A 22,697-nucleotide genomic window follows, 5' to 3' on the forward strand; every position below is an offset into this window, starting at 1 on the left:
CGGGTCGCACATGGAAGGACCGGGCGGGGGGAAGGACCCGCCCCGATTGCTTCGGACGGCGGCCTTCAGTTCAATCTTCCACCGCGAAGCTGATCTCCGCCTCGGCCTGCAGCCGGTTGACCAGCGCCTCGCCGAGCAGCGCTCCCGGCGTCGCCACCGCGCCTGCGGCATCACACGACAGCAGCGTGATCCCGGTTTCAGCCAGCATCCGGCAGGTCGAGCCATAGCCCGGGTCGTAGCGCCCTTTCACGCCATAACGAATCGTCCGCCCGTCCGGCATCTCGCCCAGGAACAGCGCGTCGTAATAGCCGTTCTCGCGTTCCTCCTTGGTCGGGCCCTCGCCCGGCTTGGGATCGTTGGGCGTGCCGATCATCGGGGTGGACGCGATGTGTTTCGCGATGCCTTCGCCCTGCGCGCCCGGTCCGGTCAGGATCATCTCGTCATAGACGAAGTCCGTGCCGTAAAGGTGCCCGCGCAGGAAGTTGGTGCGGTGGACGTTCTTCGTGTTGATCGCCGCCATGATGAACGGCGCTTCCCACGAATCGAGCGCCGGCTCGTACTGAGGCTGGTCGCCGCGGGGTTGCTCGGGACCGGTGAAGCCGGGCGTCAGGCCGAACGGATTGACCATGTAGTGCATCAGCGAAGGCTCTGCCGCGATGGCCTTGAGCGTCGCGCCAAGGCTTGCCGCGGTGCCGCCGGAGACACCGCCCTGGAACGCCCGCATCCGGCCCTTCACGCGCGGCGCAGGCTTGCCGAACCGGGCAATGGCTGCGCGCTGGAGCATGTACACGCCAAGGTCGAACGGGATCGAATCGAACCCGCTCGAGAACGCGATCCGCGCGCCCGAAGCCTGGGCAGCGGCGTGGTACTTGTCGATCATCTGCCGCATCCACACCGGCTCGCCGCAAAGGTCGGCATAGTCGGTACCCGCGGCCACGCAGGCGGCAAGCAACGGCTCGCCATAAAGCTGGTAGGGCCCGACCGTGGTCAGGACCACCCGCGTGCTTTCGGCAAGCGCCGTCATGCTCGCGGCATCGTCCGAATCGGCGACGATGAGCGGCGTATCCGCCGGCGCGCCGATCAGGTCGCGGATTTCGGCAAGCTTGGCCGCACTGCGACCGGCCATCGCCCATTTCGGCGCGTCGGCCCGGCCAGCGTAATGGTGCGCCAGGTACTCCGCGACCAGTCGCCCGGTATAGCCGGTCGCGCCATAGATCACGATGTCGTGCGCCCGGTTGGCCTTGTTTGTCATCGTTTCTCTCCCCGTATCTGGTTGCCTCGAACCTAGAACCCGAACTGGCGGCTGGCGAGGTCGAACATGATCTCCTCCGATCCGCCGCCGATCGCCATGACGCGAACCTCGCGGTAAATTCGCTCGATCCGGCTCCCGCGCATGAAGCTCATGCCCCCCAGGATCTGGCAGGCCTCGCGGGCGCAGAATTCCATGGTCTGGGTCGCCTGGACCTTGAGCAGCGCGAAATCGCCCGGCGCGGCGCAGCCATTCATCACTGTCAATGCGGCATGGTCGATCATCGCCTGCGTCGCCTGGATGCGGCGGAGCATGTCGGCGAGCTTGTGGCGGATGACCTGGTTGGCGACGAGCGGCTTTCCGAAGGTATGGCGCTGCCGCGCCCAGTCGAGCGCGTCCTCGAAGCAGATCCGGGCATAGCCGGCGGCCTGCTGTGCCATGCCGAGCCGCTCGCCGTTGAAGTTGCGCATGATCGCGGCGAACCCGGCGTTTTCCGGGCCGATCAGGTTCTCGGCCGGAACCTCGACATTGTCGAAATGGATCGTCGCGGTGTCGGACGCATGCCAGCCCATCTTTTCGAGCGGCGAGCGAGTAACACCGGGACTGTCCATTTCGACCAGCAGCAGCGACACGCCGCCGATCCCCGGTCCGCCCGTGCGGACCGCCAGCGTGATGTAGTCGGCGCGCACGCCCGATGTGATGAAGGTCTTCTCGCCGTTCACGATCCAGCCCGCGCCCTTCCGCTCGGCCCGGGTGCGGAGGTTGGCGACGTCGGATCCGCCAGACGGCTCGGTGATGCCCAGCGCAATGATCTTCTCGCCGGCCAGAACTTCGGGCGCGATCCGGCGCTTCATCTCGGCGCTGCCCGCCGCGAGGATGGGCGGCAGGCCGATGCCGTGCGTCATCAGCGAGGCGGCGATCCCGCCCGCGCCGGGGCGGATGATCTCCTCGCTCTGGACGAGGCTGTGGAACAGGGTGAAGCCTTCGCCGGCCCCGCCATACTCCTCCGGATAGCCGAGGCCGAGAATTCCGGCCGCTGCCGCCTTGCGGTGGAGGTCGCGGGGGAGCATTCCCGATCGCTCCCATTCGTCGACATGCGGCACGATCTCGCGGGTCACGAAGGTGCGGACGCTGGCACAGACCGCCTCGTGGCTGTCGTCGTAATGCGGCGACCGCTGGCGCCATTCGTCGAACAGATAGGGCATCGGCAGGTTCTCTCCGGCGGCGGGGTTCGCCCGCTCTCATACCAGAGGGTATTGCGCTATCCGCGCGCCGTCAAACGCCGCCTAGAGCCGAGGCAGGGTAACCCCGCGCTGCCCCATGTATTTGCCGGCGCGGTCGGCATAGCTCGTCTCGCAAGGCTCGTTGCCCTGGAGGAACAGGAACTGGCACGCGCCCTCGTTCGCATAGATCTTGGCCGGCAGCGGCGTGGTGTTCGAAAACTCCAGGGTAACGTGCCCTTCCCAGCCCGGCTCGAGCGGGGTGACGTTCACGATGATCCCGCAGCGCGCGTAGGTGCTTTTGCCGAGGCAGATCACCAGCACGTCGCGGGGCACGCGGAAGTATTCGACCGTGCGGGCAAGCGCGAACGAGTTGGGCGGGATCACGCAGACGTCGGTCTTGCGATCGACGAACGAATTTGCGGCGAAATCCTTCGGATCGACCACCGCCGAATCGACGTTGGTGAAGATCTTGAATTCGTCGGCCACCCGCGCGTCATAGCCATAGGACGACAGACCGTAGGAGATGCAGCCTTCACGCCGCTGGCTTTCCACGAACGGCTCGATCATGCCGGTCGCAAGCGCCTGGTCGCGTATCCACTTGTCGGACAGAATGGCCACGTCGTTCCTCTCGTTGTCAGCCGAGATTGGCCGGGCCGAAGGCGCGGGGCAAGAGCTCGGAGAGGCGGATTTCCACGACTTCCTCGCCGCCGATGCACAGCACCACCGGATCGGTCCCGCCCAGCTGGGCGAGTTCGCTGACCACCTGGCGGCAACGCCCGCAAGGGGTGACGACATCGCGCGGAGTCAAATGCCCGCCTGCATCGACCATCCCGCCGAACACCGCGACCGCTTCCAGCCCGCCGCGCCAATCCTCCGACAGGACCTTGGCCACCGCGACGGTCTCGGCGCAGAGCGAAAGGCCGTAGCTGGCATTCTCGACATTTGCGCCGGTCACCACCGAGCCGTCCGCGAACAGCAGCGCCGCGCCGACGTGGAAACGCGAATAGGGGGCATAAGCCCTGCTCGCCGCATCGCGGGCGGCATCCAGCAATTCCTCGCGGCGATCTGAGGGCAGCGTGCTCATGGCCGCACCACCACCCAGTGGAGCGGGCGCTCGGACGCGGGCAGGCGCAGGTGGGTGTTCGCGGTCCACATCACCCAGGGCCGGCCGGAATAGCCCGGCGCAAGGAAGCTGCCTTCCACCCAGAGGTTTCGATCGATCACGGCGGCCATGTGATAGCGTTTCTCGAACGCCGGGGACAGCAGCAGCAGCGCCGGCTTGCCGGCGTGGCGTTCGAGCTGGTTGAGGAAGGTGGTCAGCTCGCTCTGCATCGCCGCTTCCTTGGGCGGTTCGGGGCAGTGGTCGTCATCGAGGTCGAGCCGGACCGCGGGTGGCAGCAGCTTGGGATCGCGTGCCACCGTCACCACGAAATTGGCCGATTGCCCGTCGGCGGGGGCACAGATGTCATAGACGTGGACCGCGCCGACCTGCAGCCCCGCCTTGCGCGCCGCCTCGAGTCCGCCGACGAAAGTCGCGTCGCGCACGCCTGCGCCCTCGCTGGCGGTCAGGTAGGCGAAGTCCGCACCTTGCGCTTTCAGCAGCGGCCACTGGATCGTCCCGTCCGCGGCAGAGAGCCAGACTCCCTGCACGGGGAACGTCTCGCGCGCCGGGGTCCAGGTCCGCGCCGTCCACCAGCCCCAGCCGAGCGCGAGCAGCGCCAGCAGCAAGGCTGCCGCCAGCCAGCGCGCGCGGCGCGGCGATGTCCTGCCTTTTGCCATGGGTGAAAGTCCTGCGCCCCGATTCTCAGCCCCTGATATGCAGCACGCAGATCAGGGTAAAGAGGCGGCGGGCGGTGGCGAAGTCGGTCTCGATCTTGCCGTCGAGACGGTCGAGCAGCATGTCGGCGGCATCGTTGTGGACGCCGCGGCGGGCCATGTCGATCGTCTCGATCTCGGCCGCGGTGGCCCGGCGGATCGCCTGGTAGTACGAATCGCAGATCGCGAAATAGTCGCGGATCGGTCGGCGGAAGCGGCCGAGTCCGAGGATGATCGTCTCCAGCGGATGGCCTGCATCGTCCGAAACGGCCAGCGCCAGTCGCCCGTCATCGACCGAAAGGCGCAGACGATACGGCCCCTCGTGCCCCGCCTCGAACGCCCGGACCGGCTTGAAGGTGTTCTCCTCGATCAGGTCGTAGATCGCGACCCGTCGCTCCTGCTCGATATCGGCGTTTCGCCAGATGATCGTCGCGTCGTCGAGTTCGATGTGCGAGATGCGCGTGTCCGCCATGGGCGCCGGGTTTTGCAGAGGCCAGCCGCGCGGGCAAGCGCCAATCGGTTGCGGAGCGGTGCTTGTGATACCCACAGGCTGTGGGAAACTCGGCAGGCCCTGCCGTCGCTGCCGCGCTTGCCGGGGGGCGGCGGGCCGTCGTAAAACGCGCTCATGTCCGCTGAAGCGATCCTGGCCCACCCTGCCGAAGAACTCCGCAGCCCCCCCTCCAACGTCGAGGCGGAGGCCGCTTTCCTGGGCGCGATCCTGATCGACAACCGGATCATCGAGGAAATCGGCGCGAAGCTGAAGCCGGAGCATTTCTTCGCCCCGGTCCATGGCCGGGTCTACGAGCGGATCCTGACGCTGATGGACCGCAAGGCGGTGGTCACCCCGGTCACGCTCAAGCCTTATTTCGAAAGCGACGAGGGGCTGAAGGAGCTGGGCGGAACCGCCTATCTCGCCCGCCTGACTGCCGACGGGCAGGGCCTCCTGAACCCGCGCGAGCTGGCCGAGCAGATATATGACCTCGCCCTGCTGCGCGAACTGATCGCGGTGGGGCGCGAGCTGGTTTCCGGGGCGATGGACACCAGCGAATCGGTCGCGCCGCTGGAACAGGTCGAGATCGCCGAAGCCAAGCTCTATGCCGTCGCGGAAGGCGCGCAGACCGGCAGCGAGGCGCAGAGCTTCTCCATCGCCACGCGCACCTCGCTCGAGATGATCGAAAAGGCCCTGCTTTCGGGGGGCCATATCTCGGGCAAGACCACCGGCCTGACGTCGGTCAACGAGAAGATCGGCGGACTTCACGATTCCGACCTGATCATCCTCGCCGGGCGGCCGGGCATGGGCAAGACCTCGCTCGCCACCAACATTGCCTTCAACGCGGCCGATCGCCTCCGCCGCGACCTGGCCGACGGGATCGAGGCGAAGGATTCGGTGGGCGCCGCCACCGCGTTCTTCAGCCTCGAAATGAGCGCCGACCAGCTCGCCACCCGCGTGCTGGCCGAGCAATCCGGCATCAGCTCCGAAGCGCTGCGCATGGGCCGGATCAGCCGCGAGGATTTCCAGGCGCTGTCGTTCGCCAGCCAGCGGCTGGCCGAACTGCCGCTGTTCATCGACGATACTCCGGCGCTCTCGATCGGCGCGCTGCGCGCCCGCGCCCGCCGGCTCAAGCGGCGCCACGACATCGGGCTGATCGTGGTCGACTACCTCCAGCTGCTGCAAGGCTCGGGCCGCGCCAACGACAACCGCGTCAACGAGATCTCCGAGATCAGCCGCGGACTGAAGACGCTCGCCAAGGAGCTTTCGGTCCCGGTCATCGCGCTGTCGCAGCTGTCCCGTGCGGTCGAGCAGCGCGACGACAAGCGGCCGATGCTGTCGGACCTGCGCGAATCCGGCTCGATCGAGCAGGACGCGGACATGGTCTGGTTCGTCTATCGTGAGGACTACTACGTCGCCGCCAAGGAGCCCAAGCGTCCGGTCGAGGGCGACGATCCGAAAATCCACGACGCCCACGCCGCCTGGGCCGCCGACATGGAGCGGGTCTATGGCCTTGCCGAGCTGATCGTCGCCAAACAGCGCCACGGTTCGACCGGCAAGGTCCGCATGCGCTTCGAGCCGCGCATCACCCGGTTCAGCGATCTCGCCGACGGGTCGCTTCAAGCGGCTTATGGCGACGACTGATTCGGAAAATCTTTCGTTTTGAATCAAAAGCTTCTCCGAATTTTTTTGACTTTTCAAGCCCGAGGCGTGTAACCGCCGGGCTTTCCTGACTTCTGCACTGGAGTGCCCTATGGCGCGCGTTACCGTCGAAGATTGCGTCGACAAGGTTCCCAACCGTTTCGATCTCGTCCTGCTCGCGGCCGAGCGGGCTCGCGCCATCTCGGGCGGCTCGGAGCTGACCATCGACCGCGACCGCGACAAGAACCCGGTCGTCGCCCTGCGCGAGATTGCCGAGGAAACCATCCGCCCGGCCGTGCTGAAGGAAAACCTGATCCAGTCGCTGCAGCGCGTTCTCCCCGACGAGGACGACGAAGCGGACGAGATCGGCTCGCTCTCGCAGTCGGCCGAGGCGCTGCGGATCACCGCTGCCGCGCCGGTCCGCAACACTTCGCTCGGCGCCGACTACGACGGCTGAGCCAGGTCCGAAACCGATGTGAAAGGGCCTCGGGCGACCGGGGCCCTTTTCGTTTTTGCGGCTGGCGAGGCCACCCGCTATGCTCGCCGCCGGAGGCATGCGCATGAGCGGAATAGGGGAAGCGGCGGCGGACATCGCGCAAGGGGGCCTGCTCGCGCGCGCCGTGGAACCGTCGGCAGGCGAAACGGCTGACGGGCACACGCACGAAAGCGCCTGCCTCAACTGCGGGACCGCGCTCATCGGCACCCATTGCCACGCCTGCGGCCAGGCAGCGCATGTCCACAAGACCATCGGCGCGTTCTTCCACGACCTGCTCCACGGCGTGTTCCACTTCGAGGGCAAGATCTGGCGGACACTGCCGATGCTGGCGTGGAAACCGGGTCAGCTAACCCGCGAATACATAGACGGCCGCCGGGCCAGTTACGTATCGCCGATCGCGCTGTTCCTGTTCAGCGTGTTCCTGCTGTTCGCCGTGATCAAGCAGGCGGTCCCGCCGGTCGACACCAACGTCAACCAGGGCATCGGGCAAGCCATCGCCTCGGGCCGCGCGGAACTCGCCGAACTGGAGAAGCAGCGCCAGACCGCGAGTCGGGAAGACGCCGCGAAGATCGACAAGGCTCTGGCGGAAGCGCGCGCCAATCTGACCGCGCTCGAAACGCTCAAGGCCAACGGCCTCGACGCCGCGCAGGTCGGCGAGCGGGCCGACAGGGCGGTGAGCGACGTGCCGTGGATCAACGAAGCGGTGGCGCGGGTAAAGGCCAATCCCGATCTCGCGCTCTACAAGCTGCAGACTTACGCCTACAAATACAGCTGGGCGCTGATCCCGATTTCGGTGCCGTTCCTGTGGCTGCTCTATCCCTTCAGCCGCCGCTTCGGGATCTACGATCACACTGTGTTCGTGACCTATTCGCTCTGCTTCATGACGCTTTATGCCGTCGTTCTGATCGGCGCGGGCGCGATTGGCGCGCCGTGGCTTTCGGCCTCGATAGCGGTCATCCCTCCGCTTCACATGTACCGCCAGCTGCGCGGCACCTATGGTTCGTCGCGGGTCGGTTCGCTGCTGCGCACCTGGGCGCTGGCATGGTTCGCGTTTTTCGCGTTGCTGCTGTTCACGCTGTTCCTGGCCTACGAGACCGGGGCGTGATTTAGCAGGTCAGGACAAACGGTCCGTTCTGCCGCGCTTCCAGTGCTTCGTGCGCCCGCGACGCCTCCGCGAGCGTGAACGTCCCGCCGATATCGACCTTGAGACTTCCGCCCGCGATCGCCGAGAACAGGCTCGCCGAAGCGTCGCGCAGTTCGCCCGGAGTTTCGAGGTAGGCCCAAAGGAACGGGCGGGTAATCGAAAGCGACTTGCCCGAGAGCCGCGCGATCTCGAAGGGCGGGATCGGCCCGGATGCCTGCCCGTAATTGACGAGGTGGCCGCGCAATGCGAGTGAGGCCAGCGATCCGTCGAAGGTGTCGCGCCCGACCGCATCGTAGGCGACGTTGACCCCCTTGCCGCCGGTCAGATCCATCACCGCTTCGGCAAAGTCCTGCTCGCGGTAGGGGATGACGTGGTCGCAACCGGATTCGCGGGCGATCTCGGCCTTTTCGGGGGAACCGGCGGTGCCGATCACCAGCGCCCCGCGCGCCTTGGCCATCTGCGCGAGCAGCCGCCCCACGCCGCCGGCCGCGGCATGGACCAGCACGCGCTCGCCTTCGACGACCTTGTGTGCGCCTTCGACGAAAGCATGCGCGGTCAGTCCCTTGAGGAAGATGGCGGCAGCGGTGGTATCGTCGATTTCGTCTGGCACTGCGACGGCAAGGTCCGCCTTCAAGACCTTCCACTGCGCATAACCGCCGTATTTGCGGTCCATCCACGCCACGCGCTGGCCAACCGCGAACTCGCTCACACCGGGTCCGGTGGCGACGACTTCGCCCACGCCTTCCAGCCCGGGCACCCCCGGCAGGGCAAGCGTCTGGTACAGCCCGTTGCGGACGTAGACGTCGTGAAAATTGACGCCGGCCGCCCGCTGGCGGATCAACAGTTCGCCGGGGCCCGGTTTACCGGTCGGCACCTGCTCGGCGACGAGGCAATCCGGCCCACCCTGCGTGCGCAGCACGACGGCTTCGCCAAGCCGCCCCTCGCCGTCGGGCACCTGATCAGGCGCCCTGCGGCTGCGCGCCGGCCGCGCCGCCGAACTTGCGGCCCGCGCGCGGCACTGCCGAACCCTGAGCAGGGAGCGGGCGGACCACGCCGCTGGGGGCATCGGGCCGGTCGATCTTGCCGTCCTCGAGCAGCGCCTTGATCTCGTCGCCCGACAGCGTCTCATATTCGAGCAAAGCCTGGGCGAGCAGATGAAGCTTGTCCTCGTTGGTCTTGAGGATTTCGGTCGCGCGTTCGTGTGCGCCATCGACCAGGCCGCGAATCTCGGTGTCGATCAGCTTGTTGGTCTCGTCCGAGACGAACAGCCGCTGCGAACCGCTCATGCCGAGGTAGCCTTCCTGCTGGTCCTCGTACATCAGCGGGCCGAGCTTGTCCGACATGCCCCACTTGGTGACCATCGCCCGGGCCAGGCCCGTGGCGTACTGGATGTCGCTCGATGCGCCGGACGAGACCTTGTCGTGGCCGAAGATGATCTCTTCCGCCACGCGCCCGCCCATCGAGACCGACAGGTTCGCGTGCATCTTGTCGCGGTGGTAGGAATAGCTGTCACGCTCGGGCAGGCGCATCACCATGCCCAGCGCACGGCCGCGCGGAATGATCGTCGCCTTGTGGATCGGGTCCGACGCCGGCTCGTTGACGGACACGATCGCGTGCCCGGCCTCGTGATAGGCGGTCATCTTCTTCTCGTCGTCGGTCATGACCATGGAGCGGCGTTCGGCGCCCATCATGACCTTGTCCTTGGCGTCCTCGAACTCCTGCATGGCAACGAGGCGCTTGTTGCGGCGCGCGGCGAGCAGTGCGGCCTCGTTGACGAGGTTGGCGAGATCCGCACCGGAGAAGCCCGGAGTGCCACGCGCGATGGTGCGCGGATTGACGTCGGGTGCGAGCGGCACCTTCTTCATGTGGACCGAGAGGATCTTCTCGCGGCCCTCGATGTCGGGGATCGGCACCACGACCTGGCGGTCGAAGCGGCCCGGGCGCAGCAGCGCGGGGTCGAGCACGTCGGGCCGGTTGGTCGCGGCGATGATGATGATACCCTCGTTCGCCTCGAACCCGTCCATCTCGACGAGCAGCTGGTTGAGGGTCTGTTCGCGCTCGTCGTTCGAATTGCCGAGGCCGTGGCCACGGTGGCGACCGACCGCGTCGATTTCGTCGATGAAGACGATGCACGGCGCGTTCTTCTTGGCCTGCTCGAACATGTCGCGCACGCGGCTCGCGCCGACGCCGACGAACATCTCGACGAAGTCCGACCCCGAGATGGTGAAGAACGGGACGCCGGCCTCACCCGCGATGGCGCGGGCGAGCAGGGTCTTGCCGGTGCCGGGCGAGCCGACCAGCAGCGCGCCCTTCGGGATCTGCCCGCCAAGCTTGGAGAAGCGTGAGGGATCGCGCAAAAACTCGACGATTTCCTCAAGTTCCTCGCGCGCTTCGTCGATGCCGGCGACATCGTCGAACGTCACGCGGCCCTGGCGTTCGGTCAGCAGCTTGGCCTTCGACTTGCCGAAACCCATTGCGCCCGAGCCCCCACCCTTCTGGACCTGGCGCAGCGCGAAAAACGCCACGCCGAGGATCAGCAGGAACGGCAGCGACTGCGCGAGGATGTAGATCAGCAGGTTCGGCTCGTCCGGGGCCTTGGCCGAGTAGGGAACGCGGTTGTCCTGCAGCAATTGCGACAGCGTGGCGTCGTTGGGCACCGGGACGGTGGAGAACTGCTGGTCGTTGGTGAAGGTCCCGGTGATCCGGTCCTCCCCGATCTGCACTTCCTTGACCGAACCTTCGGCGACCTTGGCGCGGAAGTCTGAATAGCGGATCGCGGTCCCGGCGGTGTCGGTGCGCGAGCCGACCATCGACACCAGCAGCAGCAGCGCAAGGAAGATGCCGCCCCAGACGAGGAGGCTCTTGATCCAGGGATTGCCCTGCGGCTGGTCGTCGTTCATCGCTTCGCTTTCGGTGGGAAAGGGGGATTGGCCTTCAATGTAGGCCGCCCCGCGTGAATCTCAATATAACGGCGATGCGCATTTTTGCGGGGTCGCGCCGCAGCTTTTCAGGCGCGATGAGGCGGGGCTACGGTGAAGCGCCATTCTGTCCCCCGGCTCTCGCCGCGAACGCCGGCGAGCGTGGCGGTGCCGCCCGCTTCCAGCGAATCGTGCCAGCGGGCCAGCTCTGCCCCCCGTGGCGCCCCGGTCCCGAGTTTGTCGATGACCGCCTCCAGCACCCGCAGCCGGACGGCGCGCGGGGCGCAAGGACGATAGGAGAGCATCGCGATCGCCGTCTCCACCCGCTCCTCCCACTCGCGGGCCGCCGCCCAATCGAGTGCCGCGTCGGCTTCGGCCAGGTGCGCAGCGCTTTGGGCGAGCGCGCCGGGATCCAGCCAGCCCGCGTCGCGAAGTCCTTGCCGGACCCGCACCCGCTCGAACCTCTGTGCGGCGTTGGAGGGGTCGTCCGCAGCGGAAAGGCCTTCCGCCTCGACGACGGCCGCGAGTTCGTCGCGCCGCCACCCGAGCAAGGGACGCAAGAGCGGCAGGTCGTCTGTGCCTGGAACCGGCGACACGGTGCGCATCGCCGCCAGCCCGCGCACGCCGGCGCCCCGGTTGAGGCGCATCAGCATCGTTTCGGCCTGGTCGTCGGCATGGTGCGCGGTGGCGAGCGCAACCAGCCCGCGCGCATGGAGCCATGCTGCCAGCGCTGCATAGCGCGCGGTGCGGGCATTAGCCTGAAGGTTGCCGTCATTGGCGACTGCGACGGTCAGCGTCTGATGGGGGATGCCGCGCTTGGCACAGACCCGGGCGACCTCGGCTGCTTCGGCCGCGCTGCCTTCGCGCAGGCCATGGTCGACCGTGGCGACTTCGAATGCGCCGGGGATGGCGCCATGCGCGAGCAGCAGGAGGGCGAGGCTGTCCGGCCCGCCCGACACCGCCAGCGCGATCCGGCCTGGCGGCGGCTCGCACGCCGCCAATGCGGCGGCGAAGCGACCGGTCAGGTGGTCGTCCGCCCTATCAATTGCACTTCACCCCGGCCCTGGCGCTGCGGTAGTCGGCAGCGAGCCGGCCCGCGACGACGCCGGGGAACTTCTCGCCCAGCTCCTGCAGGGCGACACAGGCGCGCTTGGTTTCCTTCAGGCGGGTCATCGACACCGCTAGGTACAGCAGGCTGTCCGGCGCACGATCGCCCGCCATGTCGGCATTGTAGTTCTGGACGAAGTACTGCGCGGCCGTACCCGGCTTGCCGTCATCGAGATAGGCGCGGCCAAGCAGGTTGCGGGCATAGCTGATGCGCTTGTGGCGCGGATACTGGCCGACGAAACGGAGGAGCTGCTGCTGGGCCTCGGGATAGAACTTCGCCTCCCACAGGCGGAAGCCGTAGGTGTACTCGTCCTCGCCGCGGTCATTGGTCTGCGGCTTTTCGATCGCCTGGACGGCGGCGACGCGGTCGGGCGCGGGCTTGGGCGCTGGAGTGGTCACAGCCGGTGCAGGAGCCGGCTTCACCGACGCACCGCCGGTCATCGCGGCAGTATTCGTGGCAATCGTAGCTCCGTTTGTCGGGGCGGGTGCGGCGGCCGGGTCAAGCGAGGACATCGGAGTGGTCGCAGGCGGGGGCGACATCGCCGCAATCTGTGCCTCCAGCTTCGACAGCCGGTTCTGCGCCTCTTCGAGCTGCGCCGTCAGGCGAGCGTTCTGCGCCTCGAGCGCGTCCATCCGCACCAGCAGGTCACTGACCGGCCCACTCGCAGGAGTGCCGACGGGGGGCGTGGTCGCAGTCTGGTTGGGCGCGATCTCGGGCGCGAAATACTTGCCGGCACCGTCAGGAAAGACCTTGCGCTGGAGCGCCTTGATCTCACCGTCGTGGCGGCGGACCTTCTGCTCGGTCGTCTCGGCCGGCTGCGATTGGGCCAGCGCCGGGGCCGGGAGCACCGCCGGCGTCGCGACACCAAGCATGAGGGCAAGCGCGGCGATCCGTCCGCGCGAGTGGCTGTTCATCGTGTCCATCCGTTCCTGTCCATCCACCGCCGGTTGGCAGATTGACGCCATACCGCCGATGAACACCCTACCATTCGGCGCGAATCCTTACGGTTCGCAGTCGACCCTGTCGAGACGCGCTACATCGTCGCCGTGGACGCCGCGCCCTGCGGTTGAGGCGCCGCGTTCGCCGGTGTGGGCGCGGCCACCCGGGCCAGAAGCGCGGCGGCGGAAACCGGCACGTCCTTCATCGTCACCTGCGCCTCGGCCAGCTTGGGCACCGCCTGCCCGCCGACAGTGATCGCCAGCGCTTCGGGCCGGCCAGTCCAGATCTGCGGCCCGTCGGCCTCTGGCGGGACGGTGTAGCTCTCGCCCTTGGTGAGCTGTTTCTGGAGCAGCTGCTTGCCGGCGCGGTCATAGAACTTGACCCACACCCCATCATCGAGCGCGGTGAAAGTCACCGCTCCGCCCGGCTGCGCAGCGGTCTGCTGCGGCGGCGCAACCGCCTGCTGCTGCGCGGGCGGCGGCGCATCGGCGGTCACCGGCGGCAAGCCCGCGGCGGGGAAGTAGAAGCTCTTCCACAAAACGAAGCCGAGCCCGAAGATCGCCACGGCGACCAGCGCGGCCAGCCAGGCCAGGCGCGAGGACGGGGTCTTGTCCGGATCGCCGATCTCGTATTGGTGGATCACGCGCGCGGGCTGCGCCGGCTCCGCCTCCCGCAGCTCGGCGCGGACCGCGTCGGCGATTTCCAGGTCGTTGAGCCCGACCGCGCGGGCGTAACTCTTGGAAAAGCCGATCGCATAGGGCTTTCCGGGCAGGGCGCCGTAGTCGCCCTGCTCGATCGCCTCGAGGTGGCGCAAGGTGACCTTGGTCCGCTGCGAAAGCTGCTTGAGGTCGAGGCCCTGGGCCTCGCGCGCCGCCTTCAAGCGGTCTCCGACCCTGGTGAGGGTCAATGTCGTGTCATCACCGCCGGCTTCGGCCACGGCAGGTACTCCCGTCTATTTTCTTGTGCGACGCCCCCGAAGGAACGCGCAACGAGAGGGAAAATTCCTTCCCTGTCAACGCCATTGCGTTCCGCTATGGCGAAGGGGGCGACGAACCGAACGATTCCAGCGGCTCAGTCGCAATCGATTCCCTTGAAGAACGCCCACTCGGCCAACGCCGAGCGCATGTCCTGCGGCGGGTCGGCGAGCAACTTGTCCATGTGGCTGCGAATCTCCGACAGCTGGACCTTGCACACCAGTTCCTTGATCGGACCGACGGCTGCCGGGGTGATGGAAAGCCGGGTGATCCCGCAGCCGAGCAAGGCCAGCGCCTCCAGCCGCCTCCCGCCCATTTCGCCGCAGACCGTAAGATCGACCCCGTAGGGTGCCAGCGTTTGGGCCACGCGGCGAAGGAACCGCAGGATCGCGGGCGAAAGCCAGTCATAGCGTTCGGCGAGCTTCGGGTTGGCGCGATCGGCGGCGAACAGGAACTGGGTCAGGTCGTTGGTCCCGACCGAGACGAACTGGACCTTGGGTGCGATCAGGTCGAGGCATTCCGCGAGCGCCGGCACTTCGAGCATCGCCCCATAGCGAATCGCCTCGGGCAGGACCTTCTTCTGCTTGCGCAAGAACGCGAGCTGGCCGTCGAACACCGCCTTGGCAGCATCGAACTCCCATGGCTCGGTCACCATGGGGAACATCACGTTGAGCGTGCGCCCGCCTGCCGCTTCCAGCAATGCGCGAGCCTGGACTTTCATCAGGCCCTCGCGCTCCAGCGCGACCCGCAGCGCGCGCCATCCCATTGCGGGGTTTTCCTCGCTCTCGCCGTCGTTGTGGCGGAGGTAGGGGAGAACTTTGTCGCCGCCGATGTCTACCGTGCGGAAAACCACCGGGCGTTCCCCGGCGGAATCGAGCACGTCGCGATACAGGCGGGTCTGGCGCTCGCGCGAGGGCAGCGTCGCGGACACGAGGAACTGGAACTCGGTACGGAACAGGCCGATGCCGTCCGCCCCGGTCAGGCTCAGCATCGGCATATCATCGCGCAGGCCCGCGTTCATCATCACCCGCACCCGCACCCCGTCGCGGGTGACCGGCTGGACTTCGCGCATCTGGGCATAGATCGCCTGGCGCTCGCGATTCTTGGCGAAACGGTTCTCGAACGCCTCGATCAGCGCTGGCGAGGGCCGCACGTCGACCACGCCCTGGTCGGCATCGACCAGCAGCTGGTCGCCCTCGCGGATCTTGCCGCGCAGGCTCTTGAGCCGGCCGATCACCGGTACGCCCATTGCCCGCGCCACGATCACCACGTGGGCGGTGAGCGAGCCTTCCTCGAGAATCACGCCCTTCAGCCGGCGCCGGTCGTATTCGAGCAGCTCGGCCGGACCCAGGTTGCGGGCAATGAGGATCGCATCGCCCTTGAGGCCCAGGCTGGCCGCGGTTCCGAGCTGGCCCGAGACGATCCGCAAGAGGCGATTCGACAGGTCCTCCAGATCGTGCATCCGGTCGGCGAGAAGCGGGTCGTCGATCTGCCGCATCCGCATCCGGGTGCGCTGCTGGACCCGCTCGATCGCGGCCTCGGCCGTGAGACCGGACGAGATCGCATCGTTGATCCGCCGGCTCCAGCCTTCGTCATAGGCGAACATGCGGTAGGTCTCGAGCACCTCCTCGTGCTCGCCGCCGGCGCCGAACTCGGCCTGGCCGGCCATCCGGTCGATCTGGTCGCGCATCTTGTCGAAGGCGAGATAGACCCGGCTGCGCTCGGCCTCGATGTCTTCGGCCATGACGTGCTCGATGGTCACGCGCGGCTGGTGGAACACCGCCGTCCCGGCCGCGAGGCCCTTGACCAGGGTCAGGCCCTTGAGGCGATCCGGGCCCGTGAGAAGCGCGCCGAGCCCGGCCGAATCCTCGTCATCGATGAGGTCGGCATTGGCGATCAGTTCCGAAAGGACCATCGCCACGGTCTGCAGCGCCTCGATCTCCACTTCCTCGTAGCGGCGTGGATCGACATGCTGGACGGCGACGACACCGACCGCCCGTTCGCGCCGGACGATGGGCACGCCGGCAAACGAGTGGAACTTTTCCTCGCCCGTTTCCGGGCGGAATGCGAAGTCGGGATGGCCCGATGCCTCGGCGAGGTTCAGCGTTTCGACGTTGCCGGCGATCGTGCCGACCAGGCCCTCGCCCACCGCCAGCCTGGTGACGTGGACCGCGGCCTGGTTAAGGCCGCGGGTCGCAAACAGTTCGAGCATCCCCTCGCGCAGCAGGTAGATCGAGCAGACCTCGCTATCGAGGCCCTTGCCGATGACTTCCACGACCTGGTTGAGCTTGGCCTGCACGCCCGAGCGCGAGGCCATGACCTCGTGCAGCGAGGTGAGGATCGACCGGGCGGCGGCTACGGCGTTCAGCATGGACCGACGCTAGCGCAAGGCCGCCTCGCTGCAAACACCGGGTGAACCGCCAGGCTGCGCCTCACCCGGATATTCGTATGCGGTGGGGGTCAGTGGACGAGCTGGGTAATCTCTTCCTTGAGCCGCAACTTCCTGCGCTTCAGCTCCATCAGGATCGCATCGTCGGGAACAGGGCGGGCCATTTCCGCCTGGATCTGTTCTTCGAGGCCGGCCTTCTTCGACTGCAGGGCAGTGAGGTGCGAAGATTCCATCGATGTCCTCCTGGCGGGGTACGCCCCGCAAGTGACACGACTCACGGCGAGCCGTGCGTTGTCATGCAACCACATTCTCCGTATCTTGCAAGCGATCTCGCGCCGGACGGTGGACCGTGCTGCGACGGACTGCGGGCGAAAGGGACGGGACGGGCGTGACCGAAGACGAAATGCGCAAGCGACTGGAGGGCTTGCGGGTCGAACATCGCGACCTCGACGCGGCGATCGACGCGCTGACCAATGCCGGTTCGCGCGACCAGTTGCAGATCGCCCGGCTGAAGAAGCGCAAGCTTCTGCTCAAGGACCAGATTGCGCTGATCGAGGATTACCTGATTCCCGATATCATTGCATGATTGTGACGATGTTTCAGATAGTTGTGCCGCCAAACGATACCTGCGCCGAGGCGGGCGATCTGTCCCGTTCCGGCACAGTCCCGCATTGGTCCGTGAACAGCGGAACCACGCCGGTTGGCGGGCGATTCCGGCGGGCATAGGGGACTGTCGGGATGCCTTTTTTGCCGAGCCTCAACCCGCGGATCGTGGACTCGCTGTACTGCGAGGCGCTGGTTCTTGCCGACGAGGTGCGCAGCCAGTTCGACCGTGCGCGTGCCGCCGCCGAGAAGACGATCGGCGATGGCGAGGATCTCGATCGGGTGGCCCTCTCGTGCGAGGCGCTGCGCACGACGACTCGGGTCATGCACTGCATGGCATGGCTGCTGAACCACCGGGCCCACTTCGCCGGCGAGCTTTCCGAACTGCAGCTGCGCCGTCACGGCAAGCTGATCAGCAGCTTTCCGCCGAGCGAGGCCGAAGTCGTTGCGCGCCTGCCGCGCCCGCTCCAGCAACTGATCGGCGAGACCGAGCGGCTGTACGAGCGCATCCAGCGGCTGGAGAACGCCTGGCGCGGCACGCCCGCGGCAGGAGCACCCGGCGCGCTCGAACGCTTGCGCGAGCGGCTGGCCGCCCAGGCGCACTGAGCGCGCGGCCGAACGGCCGGATCACACTTTTGCCAAAGCCTCCGCCCAGCGGCTGAGCCGTTCATCCCGCACCGCAGCGTCCATCGCCGGCTCGAACCGGCGCACCTCGCCGCGCATCGCCTTGCAGGCGTCTTCCAGCGAGGCGAACATTTCGCAGCCGACCCCGGCGAGCATCGCCGCGCCCATCGCGGTCGTTTCGACCGAGGAGGGGCGTTCGACCGGCAGGTCGAGCATGTCGGCGAGGTCCTGCGCCATCCAGTCGTTGGCGCTCATTCCGCCATCGATTCGCAGCGACGCCCAGCCGGCCCGGTCGGCTGTGAAAGCGGCCATCAGGTCGTGCGTCTGGTGCGCCATCGCCTCGAGTGCGGCACGCGCGACATGCGCCTTGCCGGTAGCGAAGCTGAGGCCGGCAAGCAGCCCCCTGGCCTCCGGTCGCCAGTGCGGTGCGCCAAGGCCCGACAGCGCCGGGACCAGGACGACCCCGCCGCTGTCCTCGACCGATTCCGCCAGCGCAGCCGTCTCCCCTGCATCGGCGATGAGGCCCAGTCCGTCGCGCAGCCACTTGATCAGGCTGCCGGCGACGAACACCGAGCCCTCCAGGGCATAGGTGCGCCGGCCGTCCACCTGGCACAGCACCGTGCCCAGCAGGCGGTGGCCCGAGCGCGGCAGGACCTCTCCCATGTTGGCGAGAACGAATGCGCCTGTTCCGTACGTCGCCTTGACGTCGCCCGGGGCAAGGCAGCCTTGCCCGATGGTCGCCGCCTGCTGGTCACCGGCCATGCCGCAGATCGGGATCGCCCCGCCGAGCAGGCCGGGCAGGCTCTCGCCGAACCGGCCGGCGCTGTCGCAGACAGCCGGCAGCGCCGCGAGCGGCACCCCGAAAAGTTCGGCCAGCTCCGGGTCCCATGTCTCGCCGTCCAGCGCGAGCAGGCTGGTGCGGCTGGCGTTGCTGGCATCGGACACGAAATGCCCGCCACCGGTGAGGTTCCAGACCAGCCAGGTTTCGACGGTGCCTAAGGCCAGCCGGCCACCCGCGGCGGCCGACACGACCGCCGGTTCGTTTTCGACCATCCAGCGCATCTTGGTGGCGGAAAAATACGGATCGAGCAGCAAGCCTGTGCGCGCCTGGACCAGCGGCTCGGCCCCTTCCGAACGCAGGCGCGCACAGGTTTCGGCGGTGCGGCGATCTTGCCAGACGAGCGCCCGGGCGAGCGGCGCGCCGGTGCTGCGATCCCACGCGACGACGGTCTCGCGCTGGTTGGTGATGCCGATGGCGGCAATCCGGTCCGCCCCGCCGCCCTGCGCCACCACGTCGCGGGCGCAGGCGAGGGTGTACTCCCAGATTTCTGCCGCATCGTGCTCGACCTGGCCGGGGGCCGGGTAGTGCTGGGTCAGTTCGCGCTGCGCCACAGCACGGATCGCGCCTTCGCGGTCGAACAGCATCGCCCGTGTCGAGGTGGTCCCGGCGTCGAGCACGAGCAGCAGCGATGCGAGCGGGTTCATCTGGGAAGCCTCTCCCGAAGGTCCTGTTGGCGCGGCATGATAAGGTGGGCTTGGGCTCTGGCAAGCGGTGGCACGGTTGCCTTGGCGCAGCGGGGTCTCCATACGGAAGGGCAATGGCCCAGCCCCCCGCCCTGATGAACCAGGACCCGCACGATCCCTCGACCTGGCCCACCGGCCTTGCCGAGCAGGTCGAACCCCTCGTCCGCCGCGTGCTCGCACCCAATCCTTCGCCCTATACCTTTACCGGCACCGAGACCTACGTGATCGGCACCGGGAGCGACGTGGCGGTGATCGATCCCGGTCCGGTGGGTACAAGCGGTCCCTATGACTCGACCGGCCATGTCGAGGCGATCCTCACCACGATTGGTGGCGCCACACTCGCCGCGATCCTGTGCACCCACACCCACCGCGACCACAGCCCGGCGAGCCGCGCGCTCAAGGCCGCGACCGGCGCGCCGATCATCGGCTGCGCTCCGCTGGCGCTCGACGACGACGGCCCGCGCGCCGATGCCGCCTTCGATCCCGACTACGTCCCGGACCGGGTCCTCTCCGATGGCGAGCAGGTGTCCGGCGACGGTTGGACCATCGAAGCGGTGGCGACCCCGGGTCATACCAGCAATCACCTCTGCTATGCCCTGGTGGAGAGCGGCGCGCTGTTTACCGGCGACCACGTGATGGGGTGGTCGACCAGCGTCGTATCCCCGCCCGACGGGCACATGGGCCACTACATGGCGAGCCTGCAGAAGCTCTATGACCGGCAGGACACCGTCTACTACCCGGCGCATGGTCCGGCGGTGCACAACACCCGCCAGTTCATCCGCGGCATGCTCGGCCACCGCCGCCAGCGCGAGCGGCAGATCCTCCGCGTGCTGGAGTCGGGGTCCGCAACGATCGAGACGATGGTTCCGCAGATGTACAAGGGTCTCGACCCCCGCCTGACCGGCGCTGCGGGCCGTTCGGTGCTCGCCCATCTCGAGGAGCTGGAACGGCAGGGCCGGGTCGCCCGTTCGGAAGCGCTATGGACAGCCCTGAACTGAAAGAACCCACCACGCTCCAGCCCGAACTGCGCCGCGAGTCTCCGCCGGCACGCGCGTCGATGCTGCCGTGGCTGCTGTTCATCGTCGCGCTCGCGGCCGCCGCCTGGCTGGCTTGGCGCGCCTTCGGACCCGAGGATCACGGCGATCCGCTCGCCACCAGCCTCGTCGCGTTCGAGAAACAGAACAAGCTGACCGTGTTCAGCGCCCAGCTCGCGCCGGTGGTGTCGAGCGACGATTCGCGGTTGTTTGGCCTTGTCCAGGCAAAGCAGGTCGCAGTGATCCCGGCGCGGGTCGATTACACGCTCGATCTTTCGCAGGTCGGCAAGGACCGGCTCAAGTGGGACGAGGCGAGCAAGACGCTTTCGGTCGCGCTCCCGCCCGTCGCCGTCAGCAAGCCCAACCTCGACGAGGCCCGCGCCCAGTACCTCCGCGAAGGCGTGTGGATCACCCGCGCCGCGCAGGACAAGCTGACCCGCGACAACACCAGACTGGCGGAACGCATCGCGGTCGAGCAGGCCGCGAATCCGGTTCTGATGGATCTCGCCAAGGGTGCGGCGCGTGATGCCGTGCGCCAGAATCTCGCGATCCCCCTGCAGGTCGCTGGGTACGGGGAGGTCAAAGTCGTGGTACGGTTCGACGGAGAGCCGAATCCGATGTGACGAGCAGCATCTCTCGCCGAGTCGGACGTGGTAGGGGCGCGCCGGCAAACTCGTTACGGGAGATACGATCGTGGCAACACTCGCGATCCACCAGCAGACCTCGGCTGAGGCCGATTCCGATCTTCGCTTTGGCGCTCGGCTCGCCATCGCCATGTTCCTGACGGCGGTCGCCGGGTTCACGAGCCAGTACCTCGCCGGTCGCTCCACCTTCGCATCGCCGCTCAGGGTCCATCTCCACGCCATCGCCTTCTTCGGCTGGCTGGTGATCTTCGTGGCCCAGGGCTGGCTCGGCGCGCGGGGGCCGATCGCGCTGCACCGCAAGCTCGGCTGGCTGGCGATGGGCTGGATGAGCTTCATGCTCGCCATGGGTACGTGGGTGATCACCGCCACGGTCCGCAACGGCACTGTGCCGTTCTTCTTCCGCCCGCAGCATTTCCTGATCGAGAACCCCGGCACGATCCTAATCTTCATCGCGCTCACCTGCTACGCCGTATCGCGCCGCCGCGAAACGGACTGGCACGTCCGGCTGCACGTTTGCGCGCTTGCCGCGATCATGGGTCCGGCGTTCGGACGCCTGCTGCCGATGCCGCTGCTCATTCCCTACGCGTTCGAGATCGCCGTCGTCGCCGGACTGATCTTCCCGGTCATCGGCATGGTCCGCGACAAGCGGAACGCCGGCCGGGTTCATCCGGCGTGGTGGACGGGCACGGCGGTCCTGGCGGTCGGCTTCGTCTCGGTCTGGCTGCTGGCCCACTCGCCGGTCGCCGCCGCCATCTATGACTGGGTCGCCGCGGGGTCGCATGGGGCGACAGTGGCGCCGCTGGAATTCGGCGCCTTCCCGCCGGCGGCCGCGTAACCTTCCCTTGATTGCGTGGGCCGGAGCGGCCATGTCCCCAGCATGACAGCCCAGCCCACGAACCTCGCCGGCCTCGACCTCCGCGCCGAAATCGACCGCCTTCGCAAAGAGCGCAACGCGGTGATCCTGGCGCACTACTACCAGCGGCCCGAGCTCCAGGACATCGCCGATTTCGTCGGCGATTCGCTGGAGCTGAGCCGCAAGGCCGCGGCCACCGACGCCGAGGTGATCGCGTTCTGCGGCGTCAAGTTCATGGCCGACACCGCCAAGATTCTGAGCCCTGAGAAGATCGTCGTCCTGCCCGATCTCGACGCCGGGTGCAGCCTCGAGGATTCGTGCCCGCCGGACAAGTTCAAGGCTTTCCGCGAGGCACACCCCGATCACATCGCGCTGACCTACATCAACTGCTCGACCGAGGTGAAGGCGCTCTCCGACGTGATCGTCACCAGCTCCAGCGCCGAGACGATCCTTGCCCAGATCCCCGAAAGCCAGAAGATCATCTTCGGCCCGGACCGGCACCTCGGCGGCTATCTCAATCGCAAGTTCGGCCGCGACATGCTGCTGTGGCCGGGCGTGTGCATCGTCCACGAGGCGTTTTCGGAGACCGAGCTATTGAAGCTCATGGCCCAGCACCCCGGCGCGCCGGTTGCCGGCCACCCCGAATGCCCACCGCACATCATCGACCATTGCGACTACGTTGGCTCGACCAGCGGGATCCTCCAGTTCGCCAAGACCTTCACCGGCGACACCCTGATCGTCGCGACCGAGCCGCATATCATCCACCAGATGCAGCTCGCCATCCCCGACAAGCAGTTCATCGGCGCGCCCGGCGCGGACGGCAACTGCAACTGCAACATCTGCCCCTACATGGCGCTCAACACGATGGAGAAGCTCTACCTCGCCCTGCGCGACCTGAGCCCGCGGATCGAGATCGAGGAGCCCCTTCGCCTCGCCGCGAAGAAGAGCCTCGACCGGATGCTGGAAATGGCCAGCGGCACGGTAGGCATGGGCGATCTGGGGGCGATGCCGTTCAAGCCTGCGATCTGA

General features: G+C 67.4%; 23 protein-coding genes. 9 read left to right on the plus strand and 14 right to left on the minus strand.

The annotated features are described in order from the left end of the window. Window positions 1-70: 70 nt before the first annotated feature. From AC3WLD_RS02580 to AC3WLD_RS02605, 6 genes are all read right to left on the minus strand, one after another. A complete protein-coding gene (locus tag AC3WLD_RS02580; protein ID WP_492555356.1) occupies window positions 71-1,252 on the minus strand; it encodes a saccharopine dehydrogenase family protein in 1,182 nt (393 codons plus the stop codon). 32 nt (window positions 1,253-1,284) lie between these two features. Continuing rightward, window positions 1,285-2,454, minus strand: a complete 1,170-nt coding sequence (locus tag AC3WLD_RS02585) for an acyl-CoA dehydrogenase family protein (RefSeq protein ID WP_492555357.1) — start codon at window positions 2,452-2,454, stop codon at window positions 1,285-1,287. 81 nt (window positions 2,455-2,535) lie between these two features. Then, entirely contained in the window at window positions 2,536-3,090 is a 555-nt protein-coding gene (gene dcd / locus AC3WLD_RS02590) for a dCTP deaminase (protein ID WP_492555358.1), read from the minus strand. 16 nt (window positions 3,091-3,106) lie between these two features. Beyond that, window positions 3,107-3,556, minus strand: a complete 450-nt coding sequence (locus tag AC3WLD_RS02595; RefSeq protein WP_492555359.1) for a cytidine deaminase — start codon at window positions 3,554-3,556, stop codon at window positions 3,107-3,109. Next, entirely contained in the window at window positions 3,553-4,251 is a 699-nt protein-coding gene (locus AC3WLD_RS02600; protein WP_492555360.1) for a glycoside hydrolase family 25 protein, read from the minus strand. Before AC3WLD_RS02600 ends, AC3WLD_RS02595 begins: the two co-directional genes overlap by 4 nt. Window positions 4,252-4,276: 25 nt before the next feature. Beyond that, window positions 4,277-4,759: a UPF0262 family protein gene (locus tag AC3WLD_RS02605; protein ID WP_492555361.1), complete on the minus strand. Its 483-nt coding sequence runs from the start codon at window positions 4,757-4,759 to the stop codon at window positions 4,277-4,279. 153 nt (window positions 4,760-4,912) lie between these two features. Here AC3WLD_RS02605 and AC3WLD_RS02610 point away from each other — a divergent pair, with 153 nt between their 5' ends. The 3 genes from AC3WLD_RS02610 (at window position 4,913) to AC3WLD_RS02620 (ending at window position 8,019) form a co-directional block, all read left to right on the plus strand. After that, window positions 4,913-6,421 (plus strand): replicative DNA helicase, encoded by a 1,509-nt coding sequence (locus AC3WLD_RS02610; RefSeq protein WP_492555362.1) that lies wholly within the window; start codon window positions 4,913-4,915, stop codon window positions 6,419-6,421. Between the two features lie 109 nt (window positions 6,422-6,530). Continuing rightward, the gene (gene rpoZ / locus AC3WLD_RS02615; protein ID WP_492555363.1) at window positions 6,531-6,875 is read left to right on the plus strand and encodes a DNA-directed RNA polymerase subunit omega; all 345 of its coding nucleotides are present in this window, start codon (window positions 6,531-6,533) and stop codon (window positions 6,873-6,875) included. 103 nt (window positions 6,876-6,978) lie between these two features. After that, complete coding sequence (locus AC3WLD_RS02620; RefSeq protein WP_492555364.1) at window positions 6,979-8,019, plus strand: DUF3667 domain-containing protein; 1,041 nt, start codon at window positions 6,979-6,981, stop codon at window positions 8,017-8,019. A gap of 1 nt (window position 8,020) precedes the next feature. Here AC3WLD_RS02620 and AC3WLD_RS02625 read toward each other — a convergent pair whose 3' ends face one another. From AC3WLD_RS02625 to AC3WLD_RS02655, 7 genes are all read right to left on the minus strand, one after another. After that, complete coding sequence (locus AC3WLD_RS02625) at window positions 8,021-9,013, minus strand: quinone oxidoreductase family protein (RefSeq protein ID WP_492555365.1); 993 nt, start codon at window positions 9,011-9,013, stop codon at window positions 8,021-8,023. A gap of 4 nt (window positions 9,014-9,017) precedes the next feature. Continuing rightward, window positions 9,018-10,958 carry an ATP-dependent zinc metalloprotease FtsH gene (gene ftsH / locus AC3WLD_RS02630; RefSeq protein ID WP_492555366.1) on the minus strand — a complete coding sequence of 647 codons (1,941 nt, stop codon included), beginning with the start codon at window positions 10,956-10,958 and terminating at the stop codon, window positions 9,018-9,020. A 107-nt stretch (window positions 10,959-11,065) separates the two neighbouring features. Then, window positions 11,066-11,977, minus strand: coding sequence for a tRNA lysidine(34) synthetase TilS (gene tilS, locus AC3WLD_RS02635; protein ID WP_492555367.1), 912 nt, complete (start codon window positions 11,975-11,977; stop codon window positions 11,066-11,068). Window positions 11,978-12,017: 40 nt separating this feature from the next. Next, on the minus strand, window positions 12,018-13,007 hold the full coding sequence (locus AC3WLD_RS02640) for a tetratricopeptide repeat protein (RefSeq protein ID WP_492555368.1): 990 nt from the start codon (window positions 13,005-13,007) through the stop codon (window positions 12,018-12,020). A gap of 110 nt (window positions 13,008-13,117) precedes the next feature. Beyond that, window positions 13,118-13,960, minus strand: a complete 843-nt coding sequence (locus AC3WLD_RS02645; RefSeq protein WP_492555369.1) for a helix-turn-helix domain-containing protein — start codon at window positions 13,958-13,960, stop codon at window positions 13,118-13,120. A 134-nt stretch (window positions 13,961-14,094) separates the two neighbouring features. After that, window positions 14,095-16,368, minus strand: coding sequence for a phosphoenolpyruvate--protein phosphotransferase (gene ptsP, locus AC3WLD_RS02650; RefSeq protein WP_492555370.1), 2,274 nt, complete (start codon window positions 16,366-16,368; stop codon window positions 14,095-14,097). An 89-nt stretch (window positions 16,369-16,457) separates the two neighbouring features. Continuing rightward, on the minus strand, window positions 16,458-16,619 hold the full coding sequence (locus AC3WLD_RS02655; protein ID WP_492555371.1) for a YdcH family protein: 162 nt from the start codon (window positions 16,617-16,619) through the stop codon (window positions 16,458-16,460). Window positions 16,620-16,774: 155 nt separating this feature from the next. Between AC3WLD_RS02655 and AC3WLD_RS02660 the strand changes: the two genes are divergently transcribed. Beyond that, window positions 16,775-16,972, plus strand: coding sequence for a YdcH family protein (locus AC3WLD_RS02660; RefSeq protein WP_492555372.1), 198 nt, complete (start codon window positions 16,775-16,777; stop codon window positions 16,970-16,972). Window positions 16,973-17,124: 152 nt separating this feature from the next. Further along, a complete protein-coding gene (locus tag AC3WLD_RS02665; RefSeq protein WP_492555373.1) occupies window positions 17,125-17,595 on the plus strand; it encodes a DUF1465 family protein in 471 nt (156 codons plus the stop codon). Between the two features lie 21 nt (window positions 17,596-17,616). On the opposite strand, the gene glpK is transcribed toward AC3WLD_RS02665, so the two are convergent. Beyond that, window positions 17,617-19,098: a glycerol kinase GlpK gene (gene glpK / locus AC3WLD_RS02670; protein WP_492555374.1), complete on the minus strand. Its 1,482-nt coding sequence runs from the start codon at window positions 19,096-19,098 to the stop codon at window positions 17,617-17,619. Between the two features lie 113 nt (window positions 19,099-19,211). Between glpK and AC3WLD_RS02675 the strand changes: the two genes are divergently transcribed. The 4 genes from AC3WLD_RS02675 to nadA all read left to right on the plus strand — a co-directional run bounded on the left by AC3WLD_RS02675 (window position 19,212) and on the right by nadA (window position 22,697). Next, window positions 19,212-20,135, plus strand: a complete 924-nt coding sequence (locus AC3WLD_RS02675) for an MBL fold metallo-hydrolase (protein WP_492555375.1) — start codon at window positions 19,212-19,214, stop codon at window positions 20,133-20,135. Beyond that, the gene (locus AC3WLD_RS02680) at window positions 20,117-20,794 is read left to right on the plus strand and encodes a DUF4230 domain-containing protein (RefSeq protein ID WP_492555376.1); all 678 of its coding nucleotides are present in this window, start codon (window positions 20,117-20,119) and stop codon (window positions 20,792-20,794) included. The genes AC3WLD_RS02675 and AC3WLD_RS02680 overlap by 19 nt, the downstream gene beginning before the upstream one ends. 70 nt (window positions 20,795-20,864) lie before the next feature. Continuing rightward, entirely contained in the window at window positions 20,865-21,650 is a 786-nt protein-coding gene (locus AC3WLD_RS02685; protein ID WP_492555377.1) for a hypothetical protein, read from the plus strand. Window positions 21,651-21,692: 42 nt separating this feature from the next. Continuing rightward, window positions 21,693-22,697 (plus strand): quinolinate synthase NadA, encoded by a 1,005-nt coding sequence (gene nadA, locus AC3WLD_RS02690; protein ID WP_492555378.1) that lies wholly within the window; start codon window positions 21,693-21,695, stop codon window positions 22,695-22,697.

This window comes from Novosphingobium sp. FW305-C-111 (assembly GCF_058783565.1).

Excerpts from the sequence above, each read along its gene's own strand:
- glpK (WP_492555374.1), bottom strand. The coding sequence starts at position 19,098 with ATGAACCCGCTCGCATCGCTGCTGCTCGTGCTCGACGCCGGGACCACC.
- AC3WLD_RS02595 (WP_492555359.1), bottom strand. The coding sequence starts at position 3,556 with ATGAGCACGCTGCCCTCAGATCGCCGCGAGGAATTGCTGGATGCCGCC.
- AC3WLD_RS02605 (WP_492555361.1), bottom strand. The coding sequence starts at position 4,759 with ATGGCGGACACGCGCATCTCGCACATCGAACTCGACGACGCGACGATC.
- AC3WLD_RS02585 (WP_492555357.1), bottom strand. The coding sequence starts at position 2,454 with ATGCCCTATCTGTTCGACGAATGGCGCCAGCGGTCGCCGCATTACGAC.
- AC3WLD_RS02680 (WP_492555376.1), top strand. The coding sequence starts at position 20,117 with ATGGACAGCCCTGAACTGAAAGAACCCACCACGCTCCAGCCCGAACTG.
- AC3WLD_RS02610 (WP_492555362.1), top strand. The coding sequence starts at position 4,913 with ATGTCCGCTGAAGCGATCCTGGCCCACCCTGCCGAAGAACTCCGCAGC.
- AC3WLD_RS02600 (WP_492555360.1), bottom strand. The coding sequence starts at position 4,251 with ATGGCAAAAGGCAGGACATCGCCGCGCCGCGCGCGCTGGCTGGCGGCA.
- nadA (WP_492555378.1), top strand. The coding sequence starts at position 21,693 with ATGACAGCCCAGCCCACGAACCTCGCCGGCCTCGACCTCCGCGCCGAA.
- AC3WLD_RS02675 (WP_492555375.1), top strand. The coding sequence starts at position 19,212 with ATGGCCCAGCCCCCCGCCCTGATGAACCAGGACCCGCACGATCCCTCG.
- AC3WLD_RS02665 (WP_492555373.1), top strand. The coding sequence starts at position 17,125 with ATGCCTTTTTTGCCGAGCCTCAACCCGCGGATCGTGGACTCGCTGTAC.
- AC3WLD_RS02580 (WP_492555356.1), bottom strand. The coding sequence starts at position 1,252 with ATGACAAACAAGGCCAACCGGGCGCACGACATCGTGATCTATGGCGCG.
- AC3WLD_RS02620 (WP_492555364.1), top strand. The coding sequence starts at position 6,979 with ATGAGCGGAATAGGGGAAGCGGCGGCGGACATCGCGCAAGGGGGCCTG.
- ftsH (WP_492555366.1), bottom strand. The coding sequence starts at position 10,958 with ATGAACGACGACCAGCCGCAGGGCAATCCCTGGATCAAGAGCCTCCTC.
- AC3WLD_RS02655 (WP_492555371.1), bottom strand. The coding sequence starts at position 16,619 with ATGGAATCTTCGCACCTCACTGCCCTGCAGTCGAAGAAGGCCGGCCTC.
- AC3WLD_RS02640 (WP_492555368.1), bottom strand. The coding sequence starts at position 13,007 with ATGGACACGATGAACAGCCACTCGCGCGGACGGATCGCCGCGCTTGCC.
- ptsP (WP_492555370.1), bottom strand. The coding sequence starts at position 16,368 with ATGCTGAACGCCGTAGCCGCCGCCCGGTCGATCCTCACCTCGCTGCAC.
- rpoZ (WP_492555363.1), top strand. The coding sequence starts at position 6,531 with ATGGCGCGCGTTACCGTCGAAGATTGCGTCGACAAGGTTCCCAACCGT.